Source organism: Bradyrhizobium sp. 138 (genome assembly GCF_023074075.1).
Lineage (GTDB): Bacteria > Pseudomonadota > Alphaproteobacteria > Rhizobiales > Xanthobacteraceae > Bradyrhizobium.
The window spans coordinates 437,779-463,757 of sequence record NZ_JADPKT010000007.1; the positions used below are offsets into that span (position 1 = coordinate 437,779).

Here is a 25,979-nt window from a genome sequence, read left to right on the forward strand (position 1 = left end):
GTAAGCCTCTTACTTCTTCTTCGCGCGCGTCTGCGCGGCGACGGTCTTGATCCGGGCGATGTCACGGCGGGCCTCGCGCAGGCGCGAGGTGTTCTCGAGCTGCCCGGTGGCGCGCTGGAAGCGCAGGTTGAAGCGCTCCTTCTTCAGGTTCAGGATGGCGTCATCCTGCTGGTCGGGGCTCATCGCGCGGATGTCTTCGATCTTCATCTGGGCCATGGCCATTACTCCGCAATGCGCTCGACGAAGCGCGTCTTGATCGGCAGCTTGGCGGCCGCCAGGGTCAGCGCCTCACGGGCGGTCTGGGTGTTGACGCCGTCGATCTCGAACAGCACCCGGCCCGGCTTGACGCGCGCGACCCACAATTCCGGCGAACCCTTGCCGGAGCCCATGCGGACTTCGGCCGGCTTCTTCGACACCGGAACGTCCGGGAACACGCGGATCCAGACGCGGCCCGCACGCTTCATGTGGCGGGTCAGCGCGCGGCGAGCGGCTTCGATCTGGCGCGCGGTGACGCGCTCAGGCTCGGTCGCCTTCAGGCCGAACTGGCCGAACGCCAACGTCGCGCCCGAAGACGCAACGCCGTGGATGCGGCCCTTATGCGCCTTCCGGAACTTCGTTTTCTTAGGTTGCATCATGGCTTTGAGCCCTCAAATTCCTGTGCGGCTTTAGGCTGCAGCCGTGTCGCGGCGCTGACGGCCACCACGATCACCACTACCACCCGTCTCGCCTTCGGCCATTCTCTTGTCCTGGGCCATCGGATCGTGCTCGAGGATCTCGCCCTTGAAGATCCAGACCTTGACGCCGCAGGTGCCGAAGGTCGTGAACGCGGTCGCAACGCCGTAGTCGATGTCGGCGCGCAGCGTGTGCAGCGGCACGCGACCTTCGCGGTACCACTCCATGCGCGCGATTTCCGCACCGCCCAGACGTCCCGAGCAGTTGATGCGGATGCCTTCCGCGCCGAGACGCATCGCCGACTGCACGGCGCGCTTCATGGCCCGGCGGAACGCCACGCGGCGCTCGAGCTGCTGCGCGATCGACTCGGCCACCAGCGTCGCATCGAGCTCCGGCTTGCGGATTTCGACGATGTTGATGACGACGTCGGACGAAGTGATGTCCGCGACCTTCTTGCGCAGCTTGTCGATGTCGGCGCCCTTCTTGCCGATCACCACGCCCGGACGGGCCGAGTGGATGGTGACGCGGCACTTCTTGTGCGGACGCTCGATCACGATGCGGGCGACGGCCGCCTGCTTGAGCTCCTTGTGCAGGATCTCACGGATCTTGACGTCCTCGTGCAGCAGCTTGCCGTATTCCTGCTTGCCGGCGAACCAGCGGGAATCCCAGGTACGGTTGATGCCGAGGCGCAGACCGATCGGATTGATCTTTTGACCCATCGTGTTCTCCTGCGCCCTTAAGCGGCGGCTTCAGCTTCGACCTGACGAACGATGATCGTCAGCTGCGAAAATGGTTTGTAGACACGGCCCGAGCGGCCACGGCCGCGAGCGGCAAAGCGCTTCATCACGAGGCCGTTGCCGACGAAGGCCTGCGCCACGACGAGATCGTCGACGTCGAGGTCGTGGTTGTTCTCGGCATTGGCGATAGCCGATTCCAGGCACTTCTTCACGTCGACCGCGATCCGCTTGCGCGAAAACTGCAGGTCGGCGAGCGCAGCAGCAGCCTTCCGGCCGCGAATGAGCTGGGCGACCAGGTTGAGCTTCTGCGGGCTCACCCGCAGCATCCGGGCGACCGCCTTGGCCTCGTTGTCGGCGAGGCTCCGTTCGCGCTTAGGTTTGCTCATCGTTTAATCCTTAAGCCTTCTTGGCTTTCTTGTCGCCGGAGTGGCCGTGGAAGGTCCGGGTCGGCGAGAACTCGCCGAACTTGTGACCGACCATTTCCTCGTTGACGGCCACCGGCACGTGCTTCTGACCGTTGTAGACGCCGAAGGTCAGGCCGACGAACTGCGGCAGGATCGTCGAGCGACGGCTCCAGATCTTGATGACGTCGTGACGGCCGGACGCGCGGGCGGCATCTGCCTTCTTGAGCAGAGAACCCTCGACGAACGGGCCTTTCCAGACTGAACGAACCATGTCCGGCGTTCCTTACTTCTTCCGCTTGTGGCGGCTTAGGAGAATGAATTTGTTGGTCGACTTGTTGGTGCGGGTCTTCTTGCCCTTGGTCGGCTTGCCCCACGGGGTGACCGGGTGGCGGCCGCCCGAGGTACGACCTTCACCACCGCCGTGCGGATGGTCGATCGGGTTCATCGAGACACCGCGGTTATGCGGCTTGCGGCCCAGCCAACGGTTACGGCCGGCCTTGCCGATCGAGGTGTTCATGTGGTCCGGGTTCGACACCGCGCCGATCGTGCCGCGGCAACGGCCGTGCACCAGGCGCTGCTCGCCCGAATTCAGGCGGATGATCACGTAGTCCTGGTCGCGGCCGACGAGCTGGGCGTAGGTGCCCGCGGAACGGGCGAGCTGGCCGCCCTTCCCGATCTTGACCTCGATGTTGTGGATGATCGTACCGACCGGCATGTTGCCGAGCGGCATGACATTGCCCGGCTTCACGTCGACGTAGTTGCCGGCGATGATGGTGTCGCCCACGGCCAGGCGCTGCGGCGCCAGGATGTAGGCCTGCTCGCCGTCCTGATACTTGATCAGCGCGATGAAGGCGGTGCGGTTCGGATCATACTCGAGCCGCTCGACGGTCGCGGGGACGTCGATCTTCTCGCGCTTGAAGTCGACGGTGCGCAGCGTCTTCTTGTGACCGCCGCCGCGGAAGCGCACGGTGATGCGACCGGTGTTGTTGCGGCCGCCCGAGGAGTGCTTGCCCTCGGTGAGCGCCTTGACCGGCTTGCCCTTGTAGAGGGCCGAACGATCGACCATGACCAGCTGGCGCTGGCCCGGCGTCGTAGGATTGAATGTCTTCAGTGCCATCGTCGTGCGACCTTACAGACCGGTGGTGACGTCGATCCGGTGGCCCTCTTCGAGGGTCACGATCGCGCGCTTGCTGTTCGACTGCGAGCCGAGATTGCCGCGGAAGACCTTGGTCTTGCCCTTGCGGACCAGCGTGTTGACGCTCTTGACCTTGACGTCGAACAGCTTCTCGATCGCTTCCTTGATCTGCGGCTTGGTCGCCTTCGCGGCCACCTTGAACAGCACCTTGTTGTGCTCAGAGGCGATCGTCGCCTTTTCGGTCACGACCGGCGACAGGATCACGTCGTAGTGGCGAGGCTCGATGTTCTTCGTCATTTGAAGCGCGCCTCCAGCGCATCGATGGCGGCCTTGGTCAGAACGAGCTTCTGACGGCGCAGGATGTCATAGACGTTGATGCCCTGGATCGGCAGCACGTCCATGTTCGGGATGTTGCGGGCCGCGGCGGCAAAACCGTTGTTGAGCTCGGCGCCGTCAATGATCAGGGCGTTGGTCAGGCCCAGACCCGAGAAGTGACCGAGCAGCGCCTTGGTCTTGGCGGCTTCCAGCGCGGCCTTCTCGATCACGACGAGATCGCCGTCCTTGGCCTTGGCCGAGAGCGCATGCTTGAGCGCCAGCGCACGGACCTTCTTCGGCAGGTCGGTGGCGTGCGAGCGCACCACCGGACCGAAGGCACGACCGCCGCCGCGGAACTGCGGCACCCGGGCCGAGCCGTGACGAGCACCGCCGGTGCCCTTCTGCTTGTACATCTTCTTGCCGGTGCGCCAGATCTCGGCGCGGCCCTTGGCCTTGTGCGTGCCGGCCTGGCGCTTGTTGAGCTGCCACTGCACGCAACGTGCAATGATGTCCTGGCGCGGCTCGAGGCCGAAAATGGTGTCGGACAGCTGGACCGAGCCGGCTTCCTTACCTTCGAGGGTGGTGACCTTCAATTCCATCTTACGCACCCTCCTGCTGGGCCGCAGCCTCGGCTTCGCCACCCGCAACCTTGAACTTGCCGGGCTTCGGAGCTTCCTTCGGCAGCGGCTTCTTGACGGCGTCGCGCACGCGGATCCAGCCGCCCTTGGAGCCGGGAACGGCGCCTTCGACGAGGATCAGGCCGCGCTCGACATCGAGTTGGACGACGCGAAGGTTGAGCGTGGTGATGCGGTCGACACCCATGTGGCCGGGCATCTTCTTGTTCTTCCAGGTCTTGCCGGGGTCCTGACGGCCGCCGGTCGAACCGATCGAGCGGTGCGAGACCGAGACGCCGTGGGTGGCGCGCAGACCGCCGAAGTTCCAGCGCTTCATACCGCCAGCGAAGCCCTTACCGACCGAGGTGCCGGTGACGTCGACGAACTGGCCGACGACAAAGTGGTCCGCAAGGATCTCGGCGCCGACGGGGATCATCTGATCCGCGGAGACGCGGAATTCCTCGACCTGCCGCTTCGGCTCGACCTTGGCGACCGCGAACTGGCCGCGCTCTGCCTTGGGCATGTAAACGGTCTTGCGGCTGCCAGAACCAAGCTGGAGCGCGACGTAACCGTTCTTCTCTTCGGTGCGGTGGCCTACGACCTGGCAATTGCCGAGCTTCAGCACGGTCACGGGGATATGTTCACCGGCCTCTGTAAAGACCCGCGTCATCCCGACCTTTTGTGCGATCACTCCGGAGCGCATCGGCTTGCTTCCTGTTCTTTCTGTCCTTGCGGACTAGCTAATCTTCGTAAGTGAGCATGACCCGATCCGAAAACCGGCGCCCACTTTTCGGGGTCATGCTCAGAGCTTGATCTCGACGTCGACACCGGCGGCCAGATCGAGCTTCATCAAAGCATCGACGGTCTGCGGGGTCGGATCGACGATGTCGAGCAGGCGCTTGTGAGTGCGCATCTCGAACTGCTCGCGGCTCTTCTTGTCGACGTGGGGCGAACGGTTGACGGTGAACTTCTCGATGCGCGTGGGCAGCGGGATGGGTCCGCGGACCTGCGCGCCGGTGCGCTTCGCCGTGTTCACGATCTCGCGGGTCGACGTATCGAGGATACGATGGTCGAACGCCTTGAGACGGATACGAATGTTTTGGCCGTTCATTGCCGTGCTTTCTCTAGTGAGTGGCGAGTAGCGAGTAGCGAATAGAATTCCCTATTCGCCACTCACCATTCCCTATTCGCTTGTTACTCGATGATCGAGGCGACGACGCCGGCGCCGACGGTGCGGCCGCCTTCGCGGATCGCGAAGCGGAGCTTCTCTTCCATCGCGATCGGCACGATCAGGTGCACTTCCATCGCGATGTTGTCGCCCGGCATCACCATCTCGGTGCCTTCCGGCAGGTGCACGACACCGGTCACGTCGGTGGTGCGGAAGTAGAACTGCGGACGGTAGTTGGTGAAGAACGGGGTGTGGCGACCGCCCTCTTCCTTGGTGAGGATGTAAGCCTCAGCCTTGAACTTGGTGTGCGGCTTGACCGAACCCGGCTTGCACAGCACCTGGCCGCGCTCGACGTCTTCACGCTTGGTACCGCGGAGCAGCGCACCGATGTTGTCGCCGGCCTGGCCCTGGTCGAGCAGCTTGCGGAACATTTCGACGCCGGTGACGGTGGTCTTCTGCGTGGCGCGCAGACCGACGATCTCGATTTCCTCGCCGACCTTGACGATGCCGCGCTCGACACGGCCGGTCACGACGGTGCCGCGGCCCGAGATCGAGAACACGTCTTCAACCGGCATCAGGAACGGCTGGTCGATCGGACGCTCCGGCTGCGGGATGTACTCGTCGACGTTCTTCATCAGCTCGAGGATGGCGTCGTGGCCGAGCTTCTTGTCGGAGTCTTCGAGAGCGGCGAGCGCCGAACCCTTGATGATCGGGATCTTGTCGCCCGGGAAGTCGTACTTCGAGAGCAGCTCGCGGACTTCGAGCTCGACGAGCTCGAGCAGCTCCGGATCGTCGACCATGTCGCACTTGTTCAGGAACACGACCAGCGCGGGCACGCCGACCTGGCGGGCGAGCAGGATGTGCTCGCGGGTCTGCGGCATCGGGCCGTCAGCGGCCGACACGACCAGGATCGCACCGTCCATCTGGGCGGCGCCGGTGATCATGTTCTTGACGTAGTCGGCGTGGCCGGGGCAGTCGACGTGGGCGTAGTGGCGGTTCGGCGTCTCGTACTCGACGTGCGCGGTCGAGATGGTGATGCCGCGCGCCTTCTCTTCCGGCGCCTTGTCGATCTGGTCGTACGCGGTGAACGTCGCACCGCCGGCTTCGGCGAGAACCTTGGTGATCGCCGCGGTCAGCGACGTCTTGCCATGGTCGACGTGACCGATGGTGCCGATGTTGCAGTGCGGCTTGTTACGTTCAAACTTTGCTTTGGCCATTTGACTCTCCGTTCAATCGTCAGTTCGTGACCGACGACAATCAGGCAAACTTCTTCTGGACTTCTGCCGACACGTTGGCCGGCGCTTCTGCGTAGTGGTCGAACTGCATGGTGAAGGTTGCGCGACCCTGGCTCATCGAGCGCAGGTTATTCACGTAACCGAACATGTTCATGAGCGGCACCATCGCGTTGATGACGTTGGCGTTGCCGCGCATGTCTTGACCCTGGATCTGACCGCGCCGCGAATTCAGGTCGCCGATGACCGAACCGGTGTAGTCTTCCGGGGTCACCACCTCGACCTTCATGATCGGCTCGAGCAGGACGGACTTGCCCTTCTGCAACGCTTCGCGGAATGCCGCGCGCGATGCGATTTCGAAGGCGAGCGCCGACGAGTCGACGTCGTGATACTTGCCGTCGACGAGCTGAACCTTGACGTCGACCACGGGGAAGCCCGCGACCACGCCGGAGCTCATCACGCTGTTGAGGCCCTTTTCGACGCCGGGGATGTATTCCTTCGGAACCGCACCACCGACGATCTTGGACTCGAACTCGTAGCCCTTGCCGGGCTCGTTCGGCTCGACCACGATCGACACTTCCGCGAACTGACCGGTACCGCCGGTCTGCTTCTTGTGGGTGTACTTGACCTCGGCCTTCTTGGTGACGCGCTCACGGAACGCAACCTGAGGTGCGCCGATGTTGGCGTCGACCTTGTAGGTGCGCTTGAGGATGTCGACCTTGATGTCGAGATGGAGTTCGCCCATGCCCTTGAGGATGGTCTGGCCGGACTCCTGGTCGGTCGACACGCGGAAGGACGGATCCTCGGCGGCGAGCTTGGCCAGCGCCACGCCCAGCTTTTCCTGGTCGGCCTTGGACTTCGGCTCGATCGCGATCTCGATGACCGGCTCGGGGAATTCCATCTTCTCCAGGATCACCTGCTTGTCGGGATCGCACAGCGTGTCACCGGTGCGCGCTTCCTTCAGGCCGGCCAGCGCGACGATGTCGCCGGCATAGGCTTCCTTGATGTCTTCGCGGTTGTTCGCATGCATCAGGAGCATGCGCCCGATGCGCTCCTTCTTCTCGCGGGTCGAGTTCACGACGCCGGTGCCGCTCTGCAGAACGCCGGAATAGATGCGGCAGAAGGTGATGGTGCCGACGAACGGGTCGTCCATGATCTTGAACGCGAGCAGCGCGAGCGGCTCCTTGTCGTCCGCCTTGCGCACGACCTCGTTGCCGCGGTCGTCGGTGCCCTTGATCGCGGGCACGTCGATCGGCGACGGCAGATAGTCGACGACGGCGTCGAGCAGCGGCTGAACGCCCTTGTTCTTGAAGGCCGAGCCGCACAGCACGGGATAGAACGCGCCGGTCAGGACCGCCTTGCGGATCAGCCGCTTCAGCGTTTCTTCGTCCGGCTCCTTGCCGTCGAGATAGGCGGCCATGGCGTCGTCGTCGAGCTCGACGGCGGCTTCCACCATCTTCTCGCGGTATTCCTTGGCCTGCTCGACGAGATCCTCGGGAATGTCGACATAATCGAACTTCGCGCCGAGCGATTCATCGTTCCAGATGATGCCCTGCATTTTCACGAGGTCGACGAGACCCTTGAAGTTGTTCTCGGCGCCGATCGGAAGCTGGATCGCGATCGGCTTGGCGCCGAGGCGGTCGACGATGTCGGCGAGGCACTTGAAGAAGTCGGCACCGGTCTTGTCCATCTTGTTGGCGAAGACGATGCGCGGAACCTTGTACTTGTCGCCCTGGCGCCAGACGGTCTCGGTCTGGGGCTCGACACCCTGGTTGGAGTCGAGCACGCAAACGGCGCCGTCGAGCACGCGCAGCGAACGCTCGACTTCGATGGTGAAGTCGACGTGGCCGGGGGTGTCGATGATGTTCAGACGCTTGCCGGCCCAGAACGCGGTGGTGGCAGCCGAGGTGATCGTGATGCCACGCTCCTGCTCCTGCTCCATCCAGTCCATCGTCGCGGCACCTTCGTGCACTTCGCCGATCTTGTGGCTCTTGCCGGTGTAATAGAGGATGCGCTCGGTCGTCGTCGTCTTGCCGGCATCGATATGCGCCATGATACCGAAGTTGCGGTAATTCTCTATGGCATGAACGCGGGGCATTGGGTGTTCCTCAGATTCCGTGTGTCGCCGTTACCAGCGATAGTGCGAGAAGGCGCGGTTGGCTTCCGCCATCCGGTGCACGTCTTCGCGCTTCTTGACGGCGTTGCCACGGTTGTTCGACGCATCCAGCAGTTCCGCCGACAGCCGCTCGGTCATGGTCTTCTCGTTGCGCTCGCGCGCAGCCGAGATCAGCCAGCGGATGCCTAGCGCCTGACGGCGGGTCGAACGAACCTCGACCGGGACCTGGTAGGTCGCGCCACCGACGCGGCGGGAGCGCACTTCGATCGTCGGCATGACGTTCTCGAGTGCCTGCTCGAACACGCCGAGCGGGTTCTGCTTGGTCTTGGTTTCGATGATACCGAACGCACCGTAGACGATGCCTTCGGCGACCGACTTCTTGCCGGCGTACATCACCGAGTTCATGAACTTCGTGACGATGATGTTCCCGAACTTCGGATCGGGAAGGACTTCGCGCTTTTCCGCTGAGTGGCGACGAGACATGGACCTGGTTCCCGCTTACTTCGGACGCTTCGCGCCGTACTTCGAACGACGCTGCTTACGGTTCTTGACGCCCTGGGTATCCAGAACGCCGCGGAGGATGTGGTAGCGCACGCCGGGCAAGTCCTTGACGCGACCGCCGCGGATCATGACCACCGAGTGCTCCTGGAGGTTATGGCCCTCGCCGGGGATGTAGCCGATCACCTCGAAGCCGTTGGTCAGGCGCACCTTGGCGACCTTACGAAGCGCCGAGTTCGGCTTCTTCGGGGTCGTGGTGTAGACGCGGGTGCAAACACCACGCTTCTGCGGCGACTGCTGCAGCGCCGGCACCTTCTTGCGCGACTTCTGCACTTCACGCGGTTGAGCGATCAGCTGGTTGATCGTCGGCATCCTGGCCTTACCCTTTGTTCTGTCGCGGACCCTTTTCGGATCCGCTGTCTTTGCCGCAGCCCGTCGCCGGGACTGCAAATTCTTTCGAGCTACCTGCCCGACGAGGTCGCCTTCCGCGGAACAATCCGCACAAAGCGAAATTGCGCCAACCGCTCCATCAACGAGCGGAAAGCGCTTCGACGCCACAGAGGACCGCAGTATTGAGGCCGGTCAGCATAAAGCCGCGGCCCGCGCACTGAGGTCATGCATCCGAATTCGATCTCAAGAGAACGTGCTCAAGAGAACTAAAGTCGCACTGGCATTGCCTAGCTATGATCGACAGCGTTTGAGCGGCATTCGTCGAGGTTGGTGCCCATCACAGCGATCCCAAGAGGATCAAATGGGTGGCCCGTTCCGACGCTGGCGATGCTCACCGCCTGTCGTTAAGTGAGGCGCTTTCTATAAGTGAGAATCGTTCAAGTCAAGGCGAAACGACAGTCACAAAGCGCTCAGGAGCCTGTCAAAATCGCTGTTTGCCGCTCTCGCCGCGCCGCCCTGATATGGGACCACAGCTCACATTTCGCCATCCCTTTGGCGATTTATACCCGGGCAAAAAGTAACTTTATAGCCGCCCGCAAGGGCTTTTCTGCTCGTAAAGCGTTAAGGCACGCTAATCTCTCCGTTTCGGGGCGATGAGACGCCCACTCGACTGACGCCGGTGGTATCGGCTGCCCGGCTTTTCGAAGCTCCGGCCGCCTGCCTGAGAGCTATCCGAGCGGATTATCGAATCGAAGATCTGACCGTGAGGTGCGGACCGCGCGCATGCCGATGACCAGAATCGGTGCGCCCCCGGTCACTCCTTCCCGTCGTCGTCCTCGTCATCCTCGAGGTCGACTTCATCGTCATCGTCTCTGTCGTCGTCGGCGTGAGCCGCCGCGCCATGCGGCTGGTGGATCTGGTCGTTCCACAGCTTGCGATAGGTGCCGTTCTTGGCGAGCAGCTGGGCATGCGAGCCGCGTTCGATCGCCCTGCCCCCTGAGATCACGATGATTTCGTCCATCTCGACCACCGAGGTCAGGCGGTGGGTCGACCAGATCATGGTGCGGCCCTTGGCGAGCTTGAGCAGCGTCCGGTTGATCGCAGCTTCCGTGGTCTGGTCCAGTGCCGAGGTGGCCTCGTCCAGCAGCAGCACCGAGGGGTTGCGGATGATCGCGCGCGCGATCGCGATGCGTTGGCGCTGGCCACCCGACAGGGTGTCGCCGCGCTCGCCGACCGGCGTGTCGTATCGCTGCGGCAGGCTCATGATGTAGCGATGGATCTCGGCCTTCTTGGCGGCGTCCTCCACCTCCTCGTCGCTGGCGCCCTCCTTGCCGAGCCGGATGTTCTCGCGGATCGACATGTTAAACAGCATGTTCTCCTGGAACACCACCGCCATGCTCCGGCGCAGTGAATCCAGCGTCACCTTGCGGACGTCGACGCCGTCGATGGCGACGCGCCCCTCGCTGGGCACGTAGAGCCGCAGGATCAGGTTGAGCAGCGTGCTCTTGCCGGAGCCGCTCGGGCCGACGATCGCGATGCGCCTGCCCGCATTGAGCTTGAGACTGAGATTGTCTAGCACCGGCGTCTGACTGCCCTCGTACTGGAAGGTGACGTGATCGAAGGTGATGTCGTTGGTGATGCACGGCAGGTCGGGCGCGCCAGCGCGATCGGCACTGCGGGTCGGCTCGTCCAGCAGCTCCTGGATGTGGCGGATCGCGGCGGCCGAGGAGATCGACACCGGGATGAAATGCATCACATGAGCGATGTTGTAGGAGACCTCCCAGAACGCACTCTCGAAGGTGACGAAGGTGCCGATGGTGATCTGGCCCTTGGTGGCCAGATACGCACCGATGGCCAGCACGACCAGGTGCAGCAGCAGCACCGAGATGGTCACCGTCCGCTCCACCATGGTCGACAGGAACGCGGCCGAGGCGATCTTGTTGCGCGTCTCGTCGTTGCGGAAGGTGAAGAAGCCGAACATCTTGCGCTGCAGGCTGAGCGCCTTGATCACGGCCTGCGCCGCCACGTTCTCCTGCACCATGCCGAGCAGCGCGCTCTCGTTGAGCTTCTGCTCGTAATTGGCCTGCACCGCCTTGGGCGTCAGGATCCGCGGGCCGATCAGCGTGATCGGGAATACGAGCAGCGCGACCGCCGCGAGCTGCCAGTTCAAGGACACCATCAGGATGATGCCGGCGATCAATTCCAGAAACGGCAGCGCGGCACTGTTGGCGAAAGTTTTCACCGCGCCTTCGAAGGCCGAGAGGTCGACCGAGAAGCGCGACAAAATCTCGCCGCGCTTGGTGCGGCCGAAATAGGCCGCCGGCAGGTCCTGGACGTGCTCGAACAGGTGCTTGCGGACGTCGGAGATGACACAGGCGGCCAACCGCGCATCCCAGCGCTCGTACCAGACTGCGACGATCGAGGTGAAGATGCCGGCGACGGCGAGCACGCCGAGGATCTTGTACAGCGCCTGGAAGTCCTCTTCGCCGAGCGCATCGTCGATCAGGAACTTGAGACTGAGCGGCATGATGACATTGAACAGCGTCTCGACGAAGACGCCGAACGCCACGAATGACAGCATCCGCTTGTAATTGGTCAGATAGGGCTTGACGAACCCAACGATGGTCGCGAGCGCGCCGGCGGCCTCGCGCGCGGTAAAAACGACGAGGTCCTCGTCCTCATCGTCGTCATCGAGTTCCAGCTCGTCATCTGCCTCGTCTTCGCCGTCCTCGTCGTCTTCGAGGTCCGGCCTGGCGGCGGCGAGCTTGTCGTCGAGCTCGGCCGCCTCTTCCGCGGCGAGCTTCTGTTTGTCGGGCGGGAGGGGTTTGGACGCCATGAAACCAACCGATGCTGACGGCCGGCATGACCGCAGAGAAAGCAGGAGATAGCGGTAACCGCTATTGCACCGATTCTATGCGATCAAGATGAATTCGGCAAAACAATTGGCGAAGGCGCTCGCTCCAAGCGGCTAATCGTCGTCGTCCTCGTCCTCGACCTTGTCGAAGAAGGAATAGCGCAAGCTGTCGGCGTCGGCGTACCACTGCCCCGGCCCCTTGTTGGCGGCGAGCGTCGCCACCCAGAGCGCATCGGTGCAGTCCTTGCGGTGCATCGAGAGGTCGAAACCGTTGCCGAAGAACAGCTCGGACCATTCCCACCAGGTGCCGAGCTTCCTGACGCCGCGCAGCAGGTCGTAGCGGTCAATCAGAGCCGGAGCCATGTCCGAGGTGATCGAGCCAAACACCAGGCCGGTCTTGACCACGCGGTTCAGCTCCTTGATGGCGCGGACCACCTGCTTCGGGGACACATGGCAGAGGCTGGTCTCGAACACGAAATCGAACGCGCCGTCCTTGAACGGCATGTCGGCGATCGAGCCGAGCTTGTTGTACTTCTTCAGCGCCTTCGGCGTCCTGGCGTGGATCGCACGGTTGTTCTCGATGCCGAAGGCATCGATGCCGCGCTCGCGCAGCGCACCGACCAGCTCGCCGCTGGCCGAGCCCGCGACGAGCAGCTTGGCGCCCTTGGTCTTGCCCCAGACGATGTCGAGCAGCCTGATGAGATAATCGGGGTCGGTGAAGTGGCGCCATGCCTCGTGATAGGGACCAAGGCCGCGATAGTTCTCGAAATAGTCGCGGTCGATCTTGTCGGAGACCGGCTTGCCATCCTGCGCGCGCTTGCGGCGCAGGCGCATCATCTCGGTCAGGATGATGTCGGTCGCCGCGTCCGAGGAGTCGAGCAGGCCGTTCAGCGTCGAATCGAACAGGTAGTCGCCGACTACCACGATGCCCGGATGCTCCTTCGGCTCCGGCCGGTGGTTGGTCATGACGTCGCGCACGGGCAGACCGCCCGGGATCGCGTTCACAGACGACAGCCAGCGATGGATCTTGCCTTCCATGAAATGCAACCGCGCATTGCCGAGCGAAGCCGGCAGCGACTTGAGCGCGGCGTCGATCAGCTCCTGGTCCGACAGATTGGCGAAGGCCAGCGCGTCGGAGCCGGGAATGAGCCAGTTCAGCACGCCGTGCTTGCCGACGTCGTGGCGCGCGCCCTCGTTGTAGATGCAGCAGCCGCCAAAGGCTTCCGACATGAACCAGGCGCCGGGAATCTTCTCGCCCCAGAACGGCGTGTCGAACAGGATCGAGACGCGCAGGTAGTGCGCGGGACGGTCGAAATAGGAGACGTGCTTGACCATCGACTTGCGAAGCTGTTCGCCTTCCCACCCCATGGTGGCGAGCCAGGAATGCGGCAGGCAGACCAGCACGAGATCGAAGTCGCGGGTCTCCGGTCCCTTGCCGTTCATCATCTTGAGCTGGTAGCGGCCGGTTGGCGCCCTGCCCACGGTGAGCACGCGGTGATTGAGCTGGATGTCGGCGTTGACCTCCGACTGCAGGCACTCGATCAACTGCTCATTGCCGTTCTGGATGGAATACAGGCCAATATAGCCGTCGACATCCATCAGATAGTTCTTGAGCGCGTTGAGGCCGTTGGTGTTGTGGCTCTCGGTCGCGATGTCCGAGCGCGCCATCACCTTGAAGAAGCGCTTTGCGGTTTCGTCCTCGACCTCCTCGTCGAGCACCTGCTCGGCGGTCTTGTAGGCCCAGGGGTTGTCGTTGTCGTGCGCGCCGACGCCCTCGTAATATTCGATCGGCGACATCACCTCGGCACAACGTTTGCGGAACGCCTCGATCGCAGCCGCGGTCTCGGCGCCGTATTTGCGGCGCATGCCGGGCACGTCGCTCAGCAGCTCGCCGCCGAACTGCACCTGCTCGGCATCCATCGGAATGGTCTGCAGCCCGAAATGCTGAATCAGCTCGCGCAGCGGATCGGGCCCGGTCATCGAGTAGTCGTAGATCTCGGCAACGCCGGCCTCGTACATCGCAGGCGCGGAATCGAACTTGCGCGTGACGATCTTGCCGCCGAGCCGGTCGGAGGCCTCGTAGATGGTGACGCGACAGAGATCGCCGAGCTTGCGCTTGAGATACCAGGCGCTCATCAGCCCACCGGGGCCGCCGCCTACGATTGCGAGATCGAGCATGTAAGTTCCGTGGTCTCCGGCCCTGCCCCCGTCACGGGATCCACCGGTCTAAACTCTCCTAGCAGAAGCGCTTTTGCGCCTGAAGGAAAGATGAACAAAGGTCGATCCCGCATCGCAGCAGGCAATGAAAGCAGCAAAAAGGCCGGCTTACGCCGGCCTTTTCATTGTCCTCGGTATTCCTACGGATGAAGGATCATTCCGCAGGCGGCAGTGCAGGAAGCTCCGCTTCCGGCGCGGGCGACACGACGGCCGCCTGCTTCTCGCGCTCGTCCAGGATCAGCTTGTCGCGCTTCATGGCGACTTCGCGGATCTTGGCCATGGAGGCGCCGGTGCCTGCCGGGATCAGCCGGCCGACGATCACGTTCTCCTTGAGGCCTTCGAGCGGATCGACCTTGCCGTTGACCGCCGCTTCCGTGAGGACGCGGGTGGTCTCCTGGAACGAGGCCGCCGAGAAGAAGGAGCGGGTCTGGAGGCTCGCCTTGGTGATGCCGAGCAGAACCGGCGTTCCCGTGGCGACCTTCTTGCCCTCTTCCTTGGCCTTCTCGTTGAGCGCGTCGAACTCGATCTTGTCGACCTGCTCGCCGGAGATCATGTCCGTGTCGCCCTGGTCGGTGACTTCCACCTTCTGGAGCATCTGACGGACAATCACCTCGATGTGCTTGTCGTTGATGAGCACGCCCTGGAGCCGGTAGACCTCCTGGATCTCGTTGACCAGATAGGCCGCAAGCTCCTCGATGCCCTTGACCGCAAGGATGTCGTGCGGCGCCGGGTTGCCTTCCACGATGAAGTCGCCCTTTTCGACGACATCGCCGTCCTGAAGGTGGATGTGCTTGCCCTTCGGGATCAGGTACTCGCGCGGCTCGTCGGTCTTGTCCATCGGCTCGATCGAGATGCGACGCTTGTTCTTGTAGTCGCGTCCGAACCGGATGGTGCCCGCGATTTCGGCGATGATCGCCGCATCCTTCGGACGCCGGGCCTCGAACAGTTCCGCCACCCGCGGCAGACCGCCGGTGATGTCACGCGTCTTGGCGCTTTCGGTCGAGACACGGGCGAGGATGTCGCCCGGGTTGACCTTGGCTCCGACGTCGACCGAGAGAATGGCGTCGACCGACAGCATGTAGCGAGCATCGCCGCCACGGGCGAGCTTGAGCACCTTGCCGTCCTTGCCCTTGACCACGATGGCCGGACGCAGGTCCGAGCCGCCGCGGGTCGAGCGCCAGTCGATGACCACGCGCTTGGCGATACCGGTGGCCTCGTCCAGCGTTTCCGAGATCGACTGCCCTTCGACCAGATCCTCGAAGCCGATGGTACCTTCGACTTCGGTGAGGAGCGGACGGGTGTAGGGATCCCACTCGACGATACGCTGGCCGCGCTTGACGTTGTCGCCTTCGTCGACGTGCAGGCGCGAGCCGTACTGGACGCGGTGCGTCGCACGCTCGGTGCCGTCGGCATCGACGATCGCCACCACCATGTTGCGCACCATCGCGACCAGGTGACCTTCGCTGTTGCGGGCGATGGCCTTGTTCCTGATCACGATCTTGCCGTCGAAATTGGCTTCGACGAACGACTGCTCGTTGAGCTGCGCCGCACCACCGATGTGGAAGGTGCGCATGGTGAGCTGGGTGCCCGGCTCGCCGATCGACTGCGCCGCGATGACGCCGACCGCTTCGCCGTGGTTGACCGGCGTGCCGCGGGCGAGGTCGCGGCCGTAGCACTTGCCGCAGATGCCGTTGACGAGCTCGCAAGTCAGCGCCGAGCGGATCTTCACCTCCTGCACACCACCCTGCTGGATGGCGTCCAGATGGCTTTCTTCCATCAGCGTATCGCGCTTGATGATCACCTTGCCCGAGCTGTCACGAATGTCTTCGCAGGCCGTGCGTCCGAGAATGCGCGAGCCGAGCGAAGCCACCACGGTGCCGGCATCGACGATGGCGCGCATCTTGATGCCGAGCTTGGTGCCGCAGTCGCTCTGCGTGATGATGCAGTCCTGCGCGACGTCGACCAGACGACGGGTCAGGTAGCCCGAGTTCGCGGTCTTCAACGCGGTGTCCGCGAGACCCTTGCGGGCGCCGTGGGTCGAGTTGAAGTACTCGAGAACCGAGAGGCCTTCCTTGAAGTTCGAGATGATCGGCGTCTCGATGATCTCACCCGACGGCTTGGCCATCAAGCCGCGCATGCCGGCGAGCTGGCGCATCTGGGCCGGCGAACCGCGGGCACCGGAGTGGGCCATCATGTAGATCGAGTTGATGTCGGCATCGGCTCCACTCGCCGTCTTCTTGGTGGAGGAGATCTCCTTCATCATCGCCTTGGCGATTTCTTCCGTGGCCTTCGACCAGGCGTCGACGACCTTGTTGTACTTCTCGCCATGGGTGATCAGACCGTCGTTGTACTGCTGCTCGAAATCCTTCGCCAGCGTACGGGTGGTGTCGACGATCTTCCACTTGGAGTTCGGCACGACCATGTCGTCCTTGCCGAACGAGATGCCGGCCTTGAACGCGTTGTAGAAGCCGAGCGCCATGATGCGGTCGCAGAAGATCACCGTCTCCTTCTGACCGCAGTGGCGGTAGACCTGGTCGATCACGCCCGAGATCTCGCGCTTGGTCATCAGCTTGTTGATGATCTCGTACGGGACGCGCGGGTTCTTCGGCAGCAGATTGCCGAGCATGACGCGGCCGGCGGTGGTCTCGATCCAGCGCTTGGAGACCTTGCCGGTCTCGTCGACGCCTTCCCACCGGTACTTGATCTTGGTGTGGAGGTGGATGACCTTCGCGTGCAGGGCGTGCTCGAGCTCGGCCATGTCGCCGAACACCTTGCCCTCGCCGGGCAGGCCTTCGCGCATGATCGAGACGTAGTAGAGACCGAGCACGATGTCCTGCGACGGCACGATGATCGGCTGTCCGTTGGCCGGATGCAGGATGTTGTTGGTCGACATCATCAGGACGCGCGCTTCCAGCTGCGCTTCGAGCGACAGCGGGACGTGCACGGCCATCTGGTCGCCGTCGAAGTCGGCGTTGAACGCGGAGCAGACCAGCGGGTGAAGCTGGATCGCCTTGCCCTCGATCAGCACGGGCTCGAACGCCTGGATGCCGAGGCGATGCAGCGTCGGTGCGCGGTTGAGCAGCACTGGATGCTCGCGGATGACCTCATCCAGGATGTCCCAGACCTCGGGCCGCTCCTTCTCGACCAGCTTCTTGGCCTGCTTCACCGTGGTGGACAGGCCCTTGGCGTCGAGCCGCGAATAGATGAACGGCTTGAACAGCTCGAGCGCCATCTTCTTCGGCAGGCCGCACTGATGCAGGCGCAGCTCGGGACCGACCACGATCACCGAACGGCCCGAATAGTCGACGCGCTTGCCGAGCAAGTTCTGGCGGAAGCGGCCCTGCTTGCCCTTGAGCATGTCGGCGAGCGACTTCAGCGGACGCTTGTTGGCGCCCGTGATGACGCGGCCGCGGCGGCCGTTGTCGAACAGCGCATCGACCGCTTCCTGAAGCATGCGCTTCTCGTTGCGGATGATGATGTCAGGCGCGCGCAGCTCCATCAGCCGCTTCAAGCGGTTGTTGCGGTTGATGACGCGGCGGTAGAGGTCGTTGAGATCCGAGGTCGCGAAGCGGCCGCCGTCGAGCGGCACGAGCGGACGCAGGTCCGGCGGAATCACCGGAACCACGGTCATGATCATCCATTCCGGCTTGTTGCCGGAGTGACGGAACGCTTCCACGATCTTCAGGCGCTTGGCGAGCTTCTTGTGCTTGATGTCGGAGTCGGTCTCCTGCATCTCGACGCGCAAGGAGGCCTCGAGCTTCTCGAGGTCCATGCCCTTGAGCAGCTCGCGGATCGCTTCGGCGCCGATCATGGCGGTGAAGGAATCCTGGCCGTACTCGTCCTGCGCCTTCAGATACTCGTCTTCCGACAGCAGCTGGCGATCCTTCAGCGCGGTGAGGCCCGGCTCGAGCACGACGTAGTATTCGAAATAGAGGATCCGCTCCAGATCCTTCAGCGTCATGTCGAGCAGGAGGCCGATGCGCGAGGGCAGCGACTTCAGGAACCAGATGTGGGCGACGGGGGCTGCGAGCTCGATATGGCCCATGCGCTCGCGCCGGACGCGCGACAGCGTGACCTCGACCGAGCACTTCTCGCAGATGATGCCCTTGTACTTCATGCGCTTGTACTTGCCGCACAAGCACTCGTAATCCTTGATCGGCCCGAAGATGCGGGCGCAGAACAGGCCGTCGCGCTCGGGCTTGAAGGTACGGTAGTTGATGGTCTCCGGCTTCTTGATCTCACCGTAGGACCAGGACAGAATCTTCTCTGGAGACGCGATCGAGATCCGGATCTGGTCGAAGACCTGAGCCGGCGTCGTCGGGTTGAAGAGATTCATAATTTCTTGGTTCATCGTCTTCTCCTCGCGTGCCGGTCGCCTCCGGCCGCAAATTCGAAAATCACTCGAGCAGGCGCCCTGCCCTCAAGGCCTCGGGCGGGGCGCCGGTGCCCGGCCGGGAAGGCCGGGCATGACAGGTCGAATTACTCGGCCGCTTCCGACGTCGGCGCCGGTCCCACCTTGGAGTTGTGCAGGTCGACGTTGAGGCCGAGCGAGCGCATTTCCTTGACCAGCACGTTGAACGATTCCGGAATACCGGCCTCGAACGTGTCGTCGCCGCGCACGATCGCCTCGTACACCTTGGTACGGCCGGCGACGTCGTCCGACTTCACCGTCAGCATCTCCTGGAGCGTGTACGCCGCGCCGTAAGCCTCGAGCGCCCACACCTCCATTTCGCCGAAGCGCTGGCCACCGAACTGCGCCTTGCCGCCCAGCGGCTGCTGGGTGACGAGCGAGTACGGACCGATCGAACGCGCGTGGATCTTGTCGTCGACCAGATGGTGCAGCTTGAGCATGTAGATGTAGCCCACCGTCACCTTGCGATCGAACGGATCGCCGGTGCGGCCGTCATAGACGGTCGACTGACCCGAAGCGTCCAGACCGGCAAGCTTCAGCATCTCCTCGATGTCGGCTTCCTTGGCGCCGTCGAACACCGGCGTCGCGATCGGCACGCCGCGGCTCAGATTGTGGCCGAGTTCGATCAGCTCGTTGTCGTTGAGCGACTTGATCGTCTCGTCCTCGCCGTAGACCTTCTTCAAGGTTTCCTTCAGCGGCTTGATGTCCTGCTTCGACAAATAGGCATCGACCGTCTGGCCGATACGCTTGCCGAGGCCGGCACAGGCCCAGCCGAGATGGGTCTCGAGGATCTGTCCGACGTTCATGCGCGAGGGCACGCCGAGCGGATTGAGCACGATGTCGGCATGGGTGCCGTCTTCGAGGAACGGCATGTCCTCGATCGGCACGATCTTCGACACCACGCCCTTGTTGCCGTGGCGGCCGGCCATCTTGTCGCCGGGCTGGATCTTGCGCTTCACCGCGACGAAGACCTTGACCATCTTCATCACGCCGGGCGGCAATTCGTCGCCGCGCTGCAGCTTCTCGACCTTGTCGAGGAAGCGCTGTTCAAGCCCCTTTTTCGACTCGTCGTACTGCTTCCGCATGGCCTCGATCTCGGCCATCAGCTTGTCGTTCGGCGACGCGAACAGCCACCACTGCGACTTCGGGTACTCCTCGAGCACCGCACGGGTGATCTTGGTGTCCTTCTTGAAGCCCTTGGGACCTGCAATGCCCTGCCGCCCCTCGAGGAGCTCGGCAAGACGGTTGTAGACGTTGCGGTCCAGGATCGCCTGCTCGTCGTCGCGGTCCTTGGCCAGACGCTCGATCTCTTCCCGCTCGATCGCCAGCGCACGCTCGTCCTTGTCGACGCCGTGACGGTTGAACACGCGCACTTCCACGATCGTGCCCTGCACGCCCGGAGGAACGCGCAGCGAGGTGTCACGAACGTCGGAAGCCTTCTCGCCGAAGATGGCGCGCAGCAGCTTCTCTTCCGGCGTCATCGGGCTCTCGCCCTTCGGCGTGATCTTGCCGACCAGGATGTCGCCGGCGCGCACTTCCGCACCGATGTAGACGATACCGGCTTCGTCGAGGTTCTTCAGCGCTTCTTCCGAGACGTTCGGAATGTCGCGGGTGATTTCCTCAGGTCCGAGCTTGGTGTCGCGGGCCATCACCTCGAACTCCTCGATGTGAATCGAGGTGAAGACGTCTTCCTTCACGATCCGCTCGGAGAGCAGGATCGAGTCTTCGAAGTTGTAGCCGTTCCACGGCATGAACGCGACGAGCACGTTCCGTCCCAGAGCGAGCTCACCGAGATCGGTCGAGGGACCGTCGGCGATGATGTCGCCCTTCTTGACGATGTCGCCGACCTTCACCAGCGGACGCTGGTTGATGCATGTCGACTGGTTGGAGCGCTGGTACTTCATCAGGCGGTAGATATCGACGCCCGACTTGGTCGGATCGAGATCTTCCGTGGCGCGGATGACGACGCGGGTCGCGTCGATCTGGTCGATCACGCCGGAACGGCGCGCCGCGATCGCGGCACCCGAGTCACGCGCAACCACGCCTTCCATGCCGGTGCCGACGAACGGCGCCTCGGCGCGAACCAGCGGCACCGCCTGGCGCTGCATGTTCGAGCCCATCAGCGCGCGGTTGGCGTCGTCGTTCTCGAGGAACGGGATCAGCGCCGCTGCGACCGAAACCAGCTGCTTCGGCGACACGTCCATGTAGTCGACCTTGTCGGGCGTCACCGGCAAGACTTCGCCGGCGTGACGGCAGACCACGAGGTCTTCGGTGAAACGCCCCTTCGGGTCGAGCGGCACGTTGGCCTGCGCGACCGTATAGCGGCCCTCTTCCATCGCCGAGAGATACACGACCTCGTCGGTGACGCGGCCGTCCTTGACCTTGCGATACGGCGTCTCGACGAAGCCGTACTTGTTCACACGCGCGAAGGTCGCGAGCGAGTTGATCAGGCCGATGTTCGGACCTTCCGGCGTCTCGATCGGGCAGATGCGGCCGTAATGCGTCGGATGCACGTCGCGCACCTCGAAGCCGGCACGTTCGCGGGTCAGACCGCCCGGTCCAAGTGCCGACAGGCGGCGCTTGTGGGTGATCTCGCTGAGCGGGTTGGTCTGGTCCATGAACTGCGAGAGCTGCGAGGAGCCGAAGAACTCGCGCACGGCGGCAGCCGCCGGCTTCGCGTTGATCAGGTCCTGCGGCATGACCGTGTCGATGTCGACGGAGGACATGCGCTCCTTGATCGCGCGCTCCATGCGCAGGAGGCCGATGCGGTACTGGTTCTCCATGAGTTCGCCGACCGAGCGCACACGGCGGTTGCCGAGATGGTCGATGTCGTCGATCTCGCCCTTGCCGTCACGCAGGTCGACCAGCGTCTTGATGACGGAGAGGATGTCTTCCTTGCGCAGCGTGCGCTGGGTGTCGGGCGCATCGAGGTCGAGGCGCATGTTCATCTTGACGCGGCCGACCGCGGAGAGGTCGTAGCGTTCGGCATCGAAGAACAGCGACTGGAACATGGCCTGCGCCGAATCCAGCGTCGGCGGCTCGCCCGGACGCATCACGCGGTAGATGTCGAACAGCGCATCCTCGCGCGTCATGTTCTTGTCCGCCGAGAGCGTGTTGCGGATGTAGGGGCCGACATTGACGTGGTCGATGTCGAGCAGCGGCAGCTCCTTGTAGCCCTGCTCGTTGAGCACCTTCATCGACTTGTCGGTAATTTCCTCGCCGGCCTCGGCGTGGATCTCGCCGGTCTTCGGGTTGACGAGGTCCTCGGCGATGTAGTTGCCGACCAGCTCCTCATCGGACATGCGCAGCGCCTTCAGCCCCTTCTCCTGGAGCTGGCGGGCGGCACGGACGGTGAGCTTCTTGCCGGCCTCGAGCACGACCTTGCCGGTGTCGGCGTCGATCAGGTCGTTGACGGTCGAGTAGCCGCGGAAACGGTTGGCATCGAACGGAACGCGCCAGCCTTCCTTGGTCCGCTTGTAGAGGATCTTCTTGTAGAAGGTGGACAGGATCGCCTCGCCGTCGAGGCCGAGGGCGAACATCAGCGACGTCACCGGAATCTTGCGGCGACGGTCGATACGCGCATAGACGATGTCCTTGGCGTCGAACTCGATGTCGAGCCAGGAGCCGCGATACGGGATGACGCGGGCGGCGAACAGCAGCTTGCCCGAGGAATGGGTCTTGCCCTTGTCGTGGTCGAAGAACACGCCGGGCGAACGGTGCATCTGCGAGACGATGACGCGCTCGGTGCCGTTGACGATGAAGGTGCCGTTCATCGTCATGAGCGGGATGTCGCCCATGTAGACGTCCTGCTCCTTGATGTCCTTCACCGACTTCGCGCCGGTTTCCTCGTCGATATCGAACACGATGAGGCGCAGCGTCACCTTGAGGGGAGCCGCGAAGGTCATGCCGCGCTGGCGGCACTCGTCGACGTCGTATTTCGGCTGCTCGAACTCGTAGCGGACGAATTCCAGCATCGAGGTGCCCGAGAAGTCGGAGATCGGAAACACCGAGCGGAACACCGCCTGAAGACCTTCGTCGAGACGGCCACCCTGGGGTTCATCGACCATCAGGAACTGGTCATAGGACGCCTTCTGAACCTCGATGAGGTTCGGCATCTCGGCCACTTCCTTGATGTGTCCGAAGAACTTGCGAACGCGTTTGCGACCGGTGAATGTCTGCTGCGCCATCGTGGCCTCTCATTTTCGTCGCCCGCTCCGGGCGCGCCGTCCGGGACGCGGCTGCCACCGCTCCCCGGGTTGAATTTTTCGAACCCGTTTTGGGGGCCGGAGACTCAGCTTCAGGCGAGAATGTCCTGAATCTGTTCTTCAGACCTTCAAAACGCAAAACGACGCGCGGGGCGCTGGTGCGCGCCCGCCCGTCACAACGATTGTCTTCACGGACTGCAAAAGCCCGAAATAGCTTGCTCTCCCAACGGCTTACAGGGAAATCCGGCCTCCCTGCCCACCGCGCTTTCGTGCTGTCGACCCGATATGGGGCGACAATAGTGCAGATTCGAGGGTGAAACCCGCAAATCCCCACACTTTTCCGTGTTCGGCCTGCGTCAGAACGTTCCGTCGCACGCCTTTTGCATCTGCCCCTTGTCGAGGGCGGACCAAGATCCCGGGCGCTGCCGCCCGGGACCCCGCGCCAGTAAGCGCTGCTTACTTGAGCTCGATCTTTGCGCCAGCCTTCTCGAGCTGGGCCTTGATCTTGTCGGCTTCTTCCTTGTTCACGCCTTCCTTCAGCGGCTTCGGAGCACCCTCGACGAGGTCCTTTGCTTCCTTCAGGCCGAGACCGGTGATGGCGCGGACTTCCTTGATGACCTCGATCTTCTTGTCGCCGGCGCTGGCGAGAACGACCGTGAACTCGGTCTTCTCTTCCGCCGGAGCGGCGGCAGCGCCACCACCAGCCGGGCCGGCCACGGCGACAGCCGCGGCAGCCGAAACGCCCCACTTCTCTTCGAGGAGCTTCGCCAGTTCAGCAGCTTCGAGCACGGTGAGGCTCGAGAGGTCGTCAACGATCTTCTGCAAGTCAGCCATTGTTCAGTTCCTTACGTGTAAGTCTGGTTCGGGTTTGAGTTTTGCGAAGGGCGTCAGGCCGCTTCGCCCTTTGAGGCATGAGCCTGGATGACGCGCGCGAGCTTGCCCGCAGGCGCATTGGCGAGCTGAGCGATCTTGGTCGCCGGGGCCACGATGAGGCCGACGATCTTGCCGCGCAGTTCATCAAGCGACGGCAGCGAGGCAAGCGCCTTCACGCCGTCGACATTCAGGACGGTCTTCCCCATCGATCCGCCGACGATGACGAACTTTTCGTTCGCCTTGGCGAATTCGATGGCGACCTTTGGCGCCGCTACCGGATCGTTCGAAGTGGCGATCACGGTCGGTCCCTTCAGCATGGGGCCGATGGCAACGACGTCAGTGCCTTCAAGAGCAATTTTGGCGAGACGGTTCTTCGAGACCTTCACCGCAGCGCCCGCCTGCTTCATCTGCTGGCGCAGCTTCTGCATCTGGGCGACGGTGAGGCCGGAATATTGAGCAACGACCGCGACGCTCGTGGTCTTGAAGACCTCATTGAGCTGTTCGACCGCCTCTTTTTTTGCCGCTCGTTCCACAGCAAGCTCTCTCCGGTTGGCGGTCATCGCGAAAAGCGGGACCGCCGGGTTGCACCCATCGTCCCACCCCAAACCTGAACCTCGGGGTCAAAAACCCTTCGGACACGCGCCGGGCGAGACGACGATTCAAAGCCTGCCCTCCGGGAGCACCTGAAGGCACCCACGGCGTGTCGAGGTCCGAACCAGACCCATTCCGCAACCACCCCTTAAGGTGGAAGGCGAAGTGAAATCCGGTCTTCACCCGTCTATGCAGGCCATGCGATTAAGCCGTTGAGAAATCGAAACTCCTCGCGGGCGCCTGCAGTCTTGGACAGGACAAGGTCAGGCGGCGAACCGTCCGACCTCTGCCCACATTCCACCCACCGACGGGTTTTCCTTCCTTTTCGGGCAAATCCTCACGGACGTCCTGAAAAGGAATGATCTCCTGTCGCGTCGGGTTTTCGGAATGCGTGCACGAACGCGCCAGCCGAGGCCGGCACGTCCGGAAGCGGTTCTTTAACCGCTCGGAGCCTGCTTGCCAAGAGCAAAATTCACACCAGTTCCAATCTGTTGCCGCGGGCGCTTGACCCGGGCCGATAAGGACCGATTCAGGCCGATTTGACCCCATAAGGCAGTGGCTTGCCCTCGAAGAACGCGGTCAGATTCGCCAGCACGCAGGCTTGCATGGCGACGTGCGATTCGAGGGTGTGACCGCCGATATGCGGGGCGAACACCACATTCGGCAGCGCCGTCAGTGCATCGGGCGCGTGCGGTTCCTCTTCGAAGACGTCGAGGCCGGCGCCGGCGATGGTCTTGTCGGTGAGCGCCGCCACGAGGGCCTTCTCGTCGATCACGGAGCCGCGGGAGATATTGACGACATAACCGTCCGCCCCGAGCCGCTTCAGGATGTCGGCGTTGACGACGTGCTTGGTCTCGGCCCCTGCCCGGACCGCGACCATCAGCACGCTGCACCAATCGGCCAGCGCCTCCAGCGTCGGGAAGTATTGATAGGGCAAATCGTATTTGCTGCGGCTGAAATAGCCGATTTCGCTCTCGAAGGCGGCGCAGCGCGCGGCGATCTTGCGGCCGATCTCGCCCATACCATAGATGCCGATGCGGCGGCCGGGCATGCCGGCCTGCGGGCGCATCATCGGCGATTGCTTCGAGGCGGCCCAGTCGCCGCTGCGGACATATTGGTCAGCCACCAGGATCCGCCGCGTCGTTGCCAGCATCAGGGTCATCGCGATATCGGCGACAGAGGCCGCATTGGCGCCGGGACTGTGGGCGACCGCGATATTGCGGCTGGCTGCCGCCTTGAGGTCGACACCGTCATAGCCTGTGCCGTAGCAGACAATGGCGCCGAGTTTCGGAAACAGATCCATCGCCTCCGCACCGAGCGGCGAGCCGCCGGCGGTCAGCATCGCTCGGATGCCGCTTAGCTCCTCGGCCGAAAACACCTCCCGCGCGGGCTTGCCACCGGTGTCGAGCAGCTCGAACCGCTCGGCGAAGCGCGCCATCATCGACTTGGGAAAGCGCGAATAGATCAGGACCTTGTCAGCCATTGTTCGTGTTTCCGGTGAAAGCCTTCACAAACGACGAGGGGCGGAATCGGTTGCCCAATTCCGC

At 63.2% G+C, this 25,979-nt stretch carries 21 protein-coding genes; all 21 read right to left on the minus strand.

Going from position 1 to position 25,979, the window contains the following annotated elements; all coding sequences use genetic code 11:
- Positions 1-9: 9 nt before the first annotated feature.
- Positions 10-216 (minus strand): 50S ribosomal protein L29, encoded by a 207-nt coding sequence (gene rpmC, locus IVA79_RS06610; protein WP_011088144.1) that lies wholly within the window; start codon positions 214-216, stop codon positions 10-12.
- A gap of 5 nt (positions 217-221) precedes the next feature.
- A complete protein-coding gene (gene rplP / locus IVA79_RS06615; RefSeq protein WP_008136349.1) occupies positions 222-635 on the minus strand; it encodes a 50S ribosomal protein L16 in 414 nt (137 codons plus the stop codon).
- 30 nt (positions 636-665) lie between these two features.
- The gene (rpsC, locus tag IVA79_RS06620) at positions 666-1,391 is read right to left on the minus strand and encodes a 30S ribosomal protein S3 (RefSeq protein ID WP_014494500.1); all 726 of its coding nucleotides are present in this window, start codon (positions 1,389-1,391) and stop codon (positions 666-668) included.
- Positions 1,392-1,408: 17 nt separating this feature from the next.
- Entirely contained in the window at positions 1,409-1,795 is a 387-nt protein-coding gene (rplV, locus tag IVA79_RS06625; protein WP_028137020.1) for a 50S ribosomal protein L22, read from the minus strand.
- Positions 1,796-1,805: 10 nt separating this feature from the next.
- Positions 1,806-2,084 (minus strand): 30S ribosomal protein S19, encoded by a 279-nt coding sequence (rpsS, locus tag IVA79_RS06630; RefSeq protein ID WP_008136357.1) that lies wholly within the window; start codon positions 2,082-2,084, stop codon positions 1,806-1,808.
- A gap of 12 nt (positions 2,085-2,096) precedes the next feature.
- A complete protein-coding gene (gene rplB, locus IVA79_RS06635; RefSeq protein WP_247551140.1) occupies positions 2,097-2,930 on the minus strand; it encodes a 50S ribosomal protein L2 in 834 nt (277 codons plus the stop codon).
- A gap of 12 nt (positions 2,931-2,942) precedes the next feature.
- A complete protein-coding gene (locus IVA79_RS06640) occupies positions 2,943-3,245 on the minus strand; it encodes a 50S ribosomal protein L23 (RefSeq protein ID WP_008136362.1) in 303 nt (100 codons plus the stop codon).
- A complete protein-coding gene (gene rplD / locus IVA79_RS06645; protein ID WP_020508797.1) occupies positions 3,242-3,862 on the minus strand; it encodes a 50S ribosomal protein L4 in 621 nt (206 codons plus the stop codon). Before rplD ends, IVA79_RS06640 begins: the two co-directional genes overlap by 4 nt.
- A 1-nt stretch (position 3,863) precedes the next feature.
- Positions 3,864-4,580 (minus strand): 50S ribosomal protein L3, encoded by a 717-nt coding sequence (gene rplC, locus IVA79_RS06650; protein WP_246916903.1) that lies wholly within the window; start codon positions 4,578-4,580, stop codon positions 3,864-3,866.
- Positions 4,581-4,679: 99 nt separating this feature from the next.
- Positions 4,680-4,988 (minus strand): 30S ribosomal protein S10, encoded by a 309-nt coding sequence (gene rpsJ, locus IVA79_RS06655; RefSeq protein ID WP_002712302.1) that lies wholly within the window; start codon positions 4,986-4,988, stop codon positions 4,680-4,682.
- Positions 4,989-5,071: 83 nt separating this feature from the next.
- Positions 5,072-6,262, minus strand: coding sequence for an elongation factor Tu (gene tuf / locus IVA79_RS06660; protein WP_008136415.1), 1,191 nt, complete (start codon positions 6,260-6,262; stop codon positions 5,072-5,074).
- A 40-nt stretch (positions 6,263-6,302) separates the two neighbouring features.
- Positions 6,303-8,375 carry an elongation factor G gene (gene fusA / locus IVA79_RS06665; protein ID WP_018322261.1) on the minus strand — a complete coding sequence of 691 codons (2,073 nt, stop codon included), beginning with the start codon at positions 8,373-8,375 and terminating at the stop codon, positions 6,303-6,305.
- A gap of 30 nt (positions 8,376-8,405) precedes the next feature.
- Positions 8,406-8,876 (minus strand): 30S ribosomal protein S7, encoded by a 471-nt coding sequence (gene rpsG, locus IVA79_RS06670; protein ID WP_027520967.1) that lies wholly within the window; start codon positions 8,874-8,876, stop codon positions 8,406-8,408.
- Between the two features lie 15 nt (positions 8,877-8,891).
- A complete protein-coding gene (gene rpsL / locus IVA79_RS06675) occupies positions 8,892-9,263 on the minus strand; it encodes a 30S ribosomal protein S12 (protein WP_007603006.1) in 372 nt (123 codons plus the stop codon).
- Positions 9,264-10,095: 832 nt separating this feature from the next.
- Positions 10,096-12,117, minus strand: a complete 2,022-nt coding sequence (locus IVA79_RS06680) for an ABC transporter ATP-binding protein (protein WP_247551142.1) — start codon at positions 12,115-12,117, stop codon at positions 10,096-10,098.
- A gap of 132 nt (positions 12,118-12,249) precedes the next feature.
- On the minus strand, positions 12,250-14,313 hold the full coding sequence (locus tag IVA79_RS06685; protein ID WP_247551144.1) for an FAD-dependent oxidoreductase: 2,064 nt from the start codon (positions 14,311-14,313) through the stop codon (positions 12,250-12,252).
- A 193-nt stretch (positions 14,314-14,506) separates the two neighbouring features.
- A complete protein-coding gene (rpoC, locus tag IVA79_RS06690) occupies positions 14,507-18,703 on the minus strand; it encodes a DNA-directed RNA polymerase subunit beta' (RefSeq protein ID WP_247551146.1) in 4,197 nt (1,398 codons plus the stop codon).
- Between the two features lie 128 nt (positions 18,704-18,831).
- Positions 18,832-22,950, minus strand: a complete 4,119-nt coding sequence (gene rpoB / locus IVA79_RS06695; RefSeq protein WP_247551148.1) for a DNA-directed RNA polymerase subunit beta — start codon at positions 22,948-22,950, stop codon at positions 18,832-18,834.
- Positions 22,951-23,424: 474 nt separating this feature from the next.
- Positions 23,425-23,802 carry a 50S ribosomal protein L7/L12 gene (rplL, locus tag IVA79_RS06700; RefSeq protein ID WP_084803769.1) on the minus strand — a complete coding sequence of 126 codons (378 nt, stop codon included), beginning with the start codon at positions 23,800-23,802 and terminating at the stop codon, positions 23,425-23,427.
- Between the two features lie 53 nt (positions 23,803-23,855).
- Entirely contained in the window at positions 23,856-24,374 is a 519-nt protein-coding gene (gene rplJ / locus IVA79_RS06705) for a 50S ribosomal protein L10 (protein ID WP_035709556.1), read from the minus strand.
- Between the two features lie 587 nt (positions 24,375-24,961).
- Positions 24,962-25,915, minus strand: a complete 954-nt coding sequence (locus tag IVA79_RS06710) for a 2-hydroxyacid dehydrogenase (protein WP_247551150.1) — start codon at positions 25,913-25,915, stop codon at positions 24,962-24,964.
- Between the last annotated feature and the right edge of the window lie 64 nt (positions 25,916-25,979).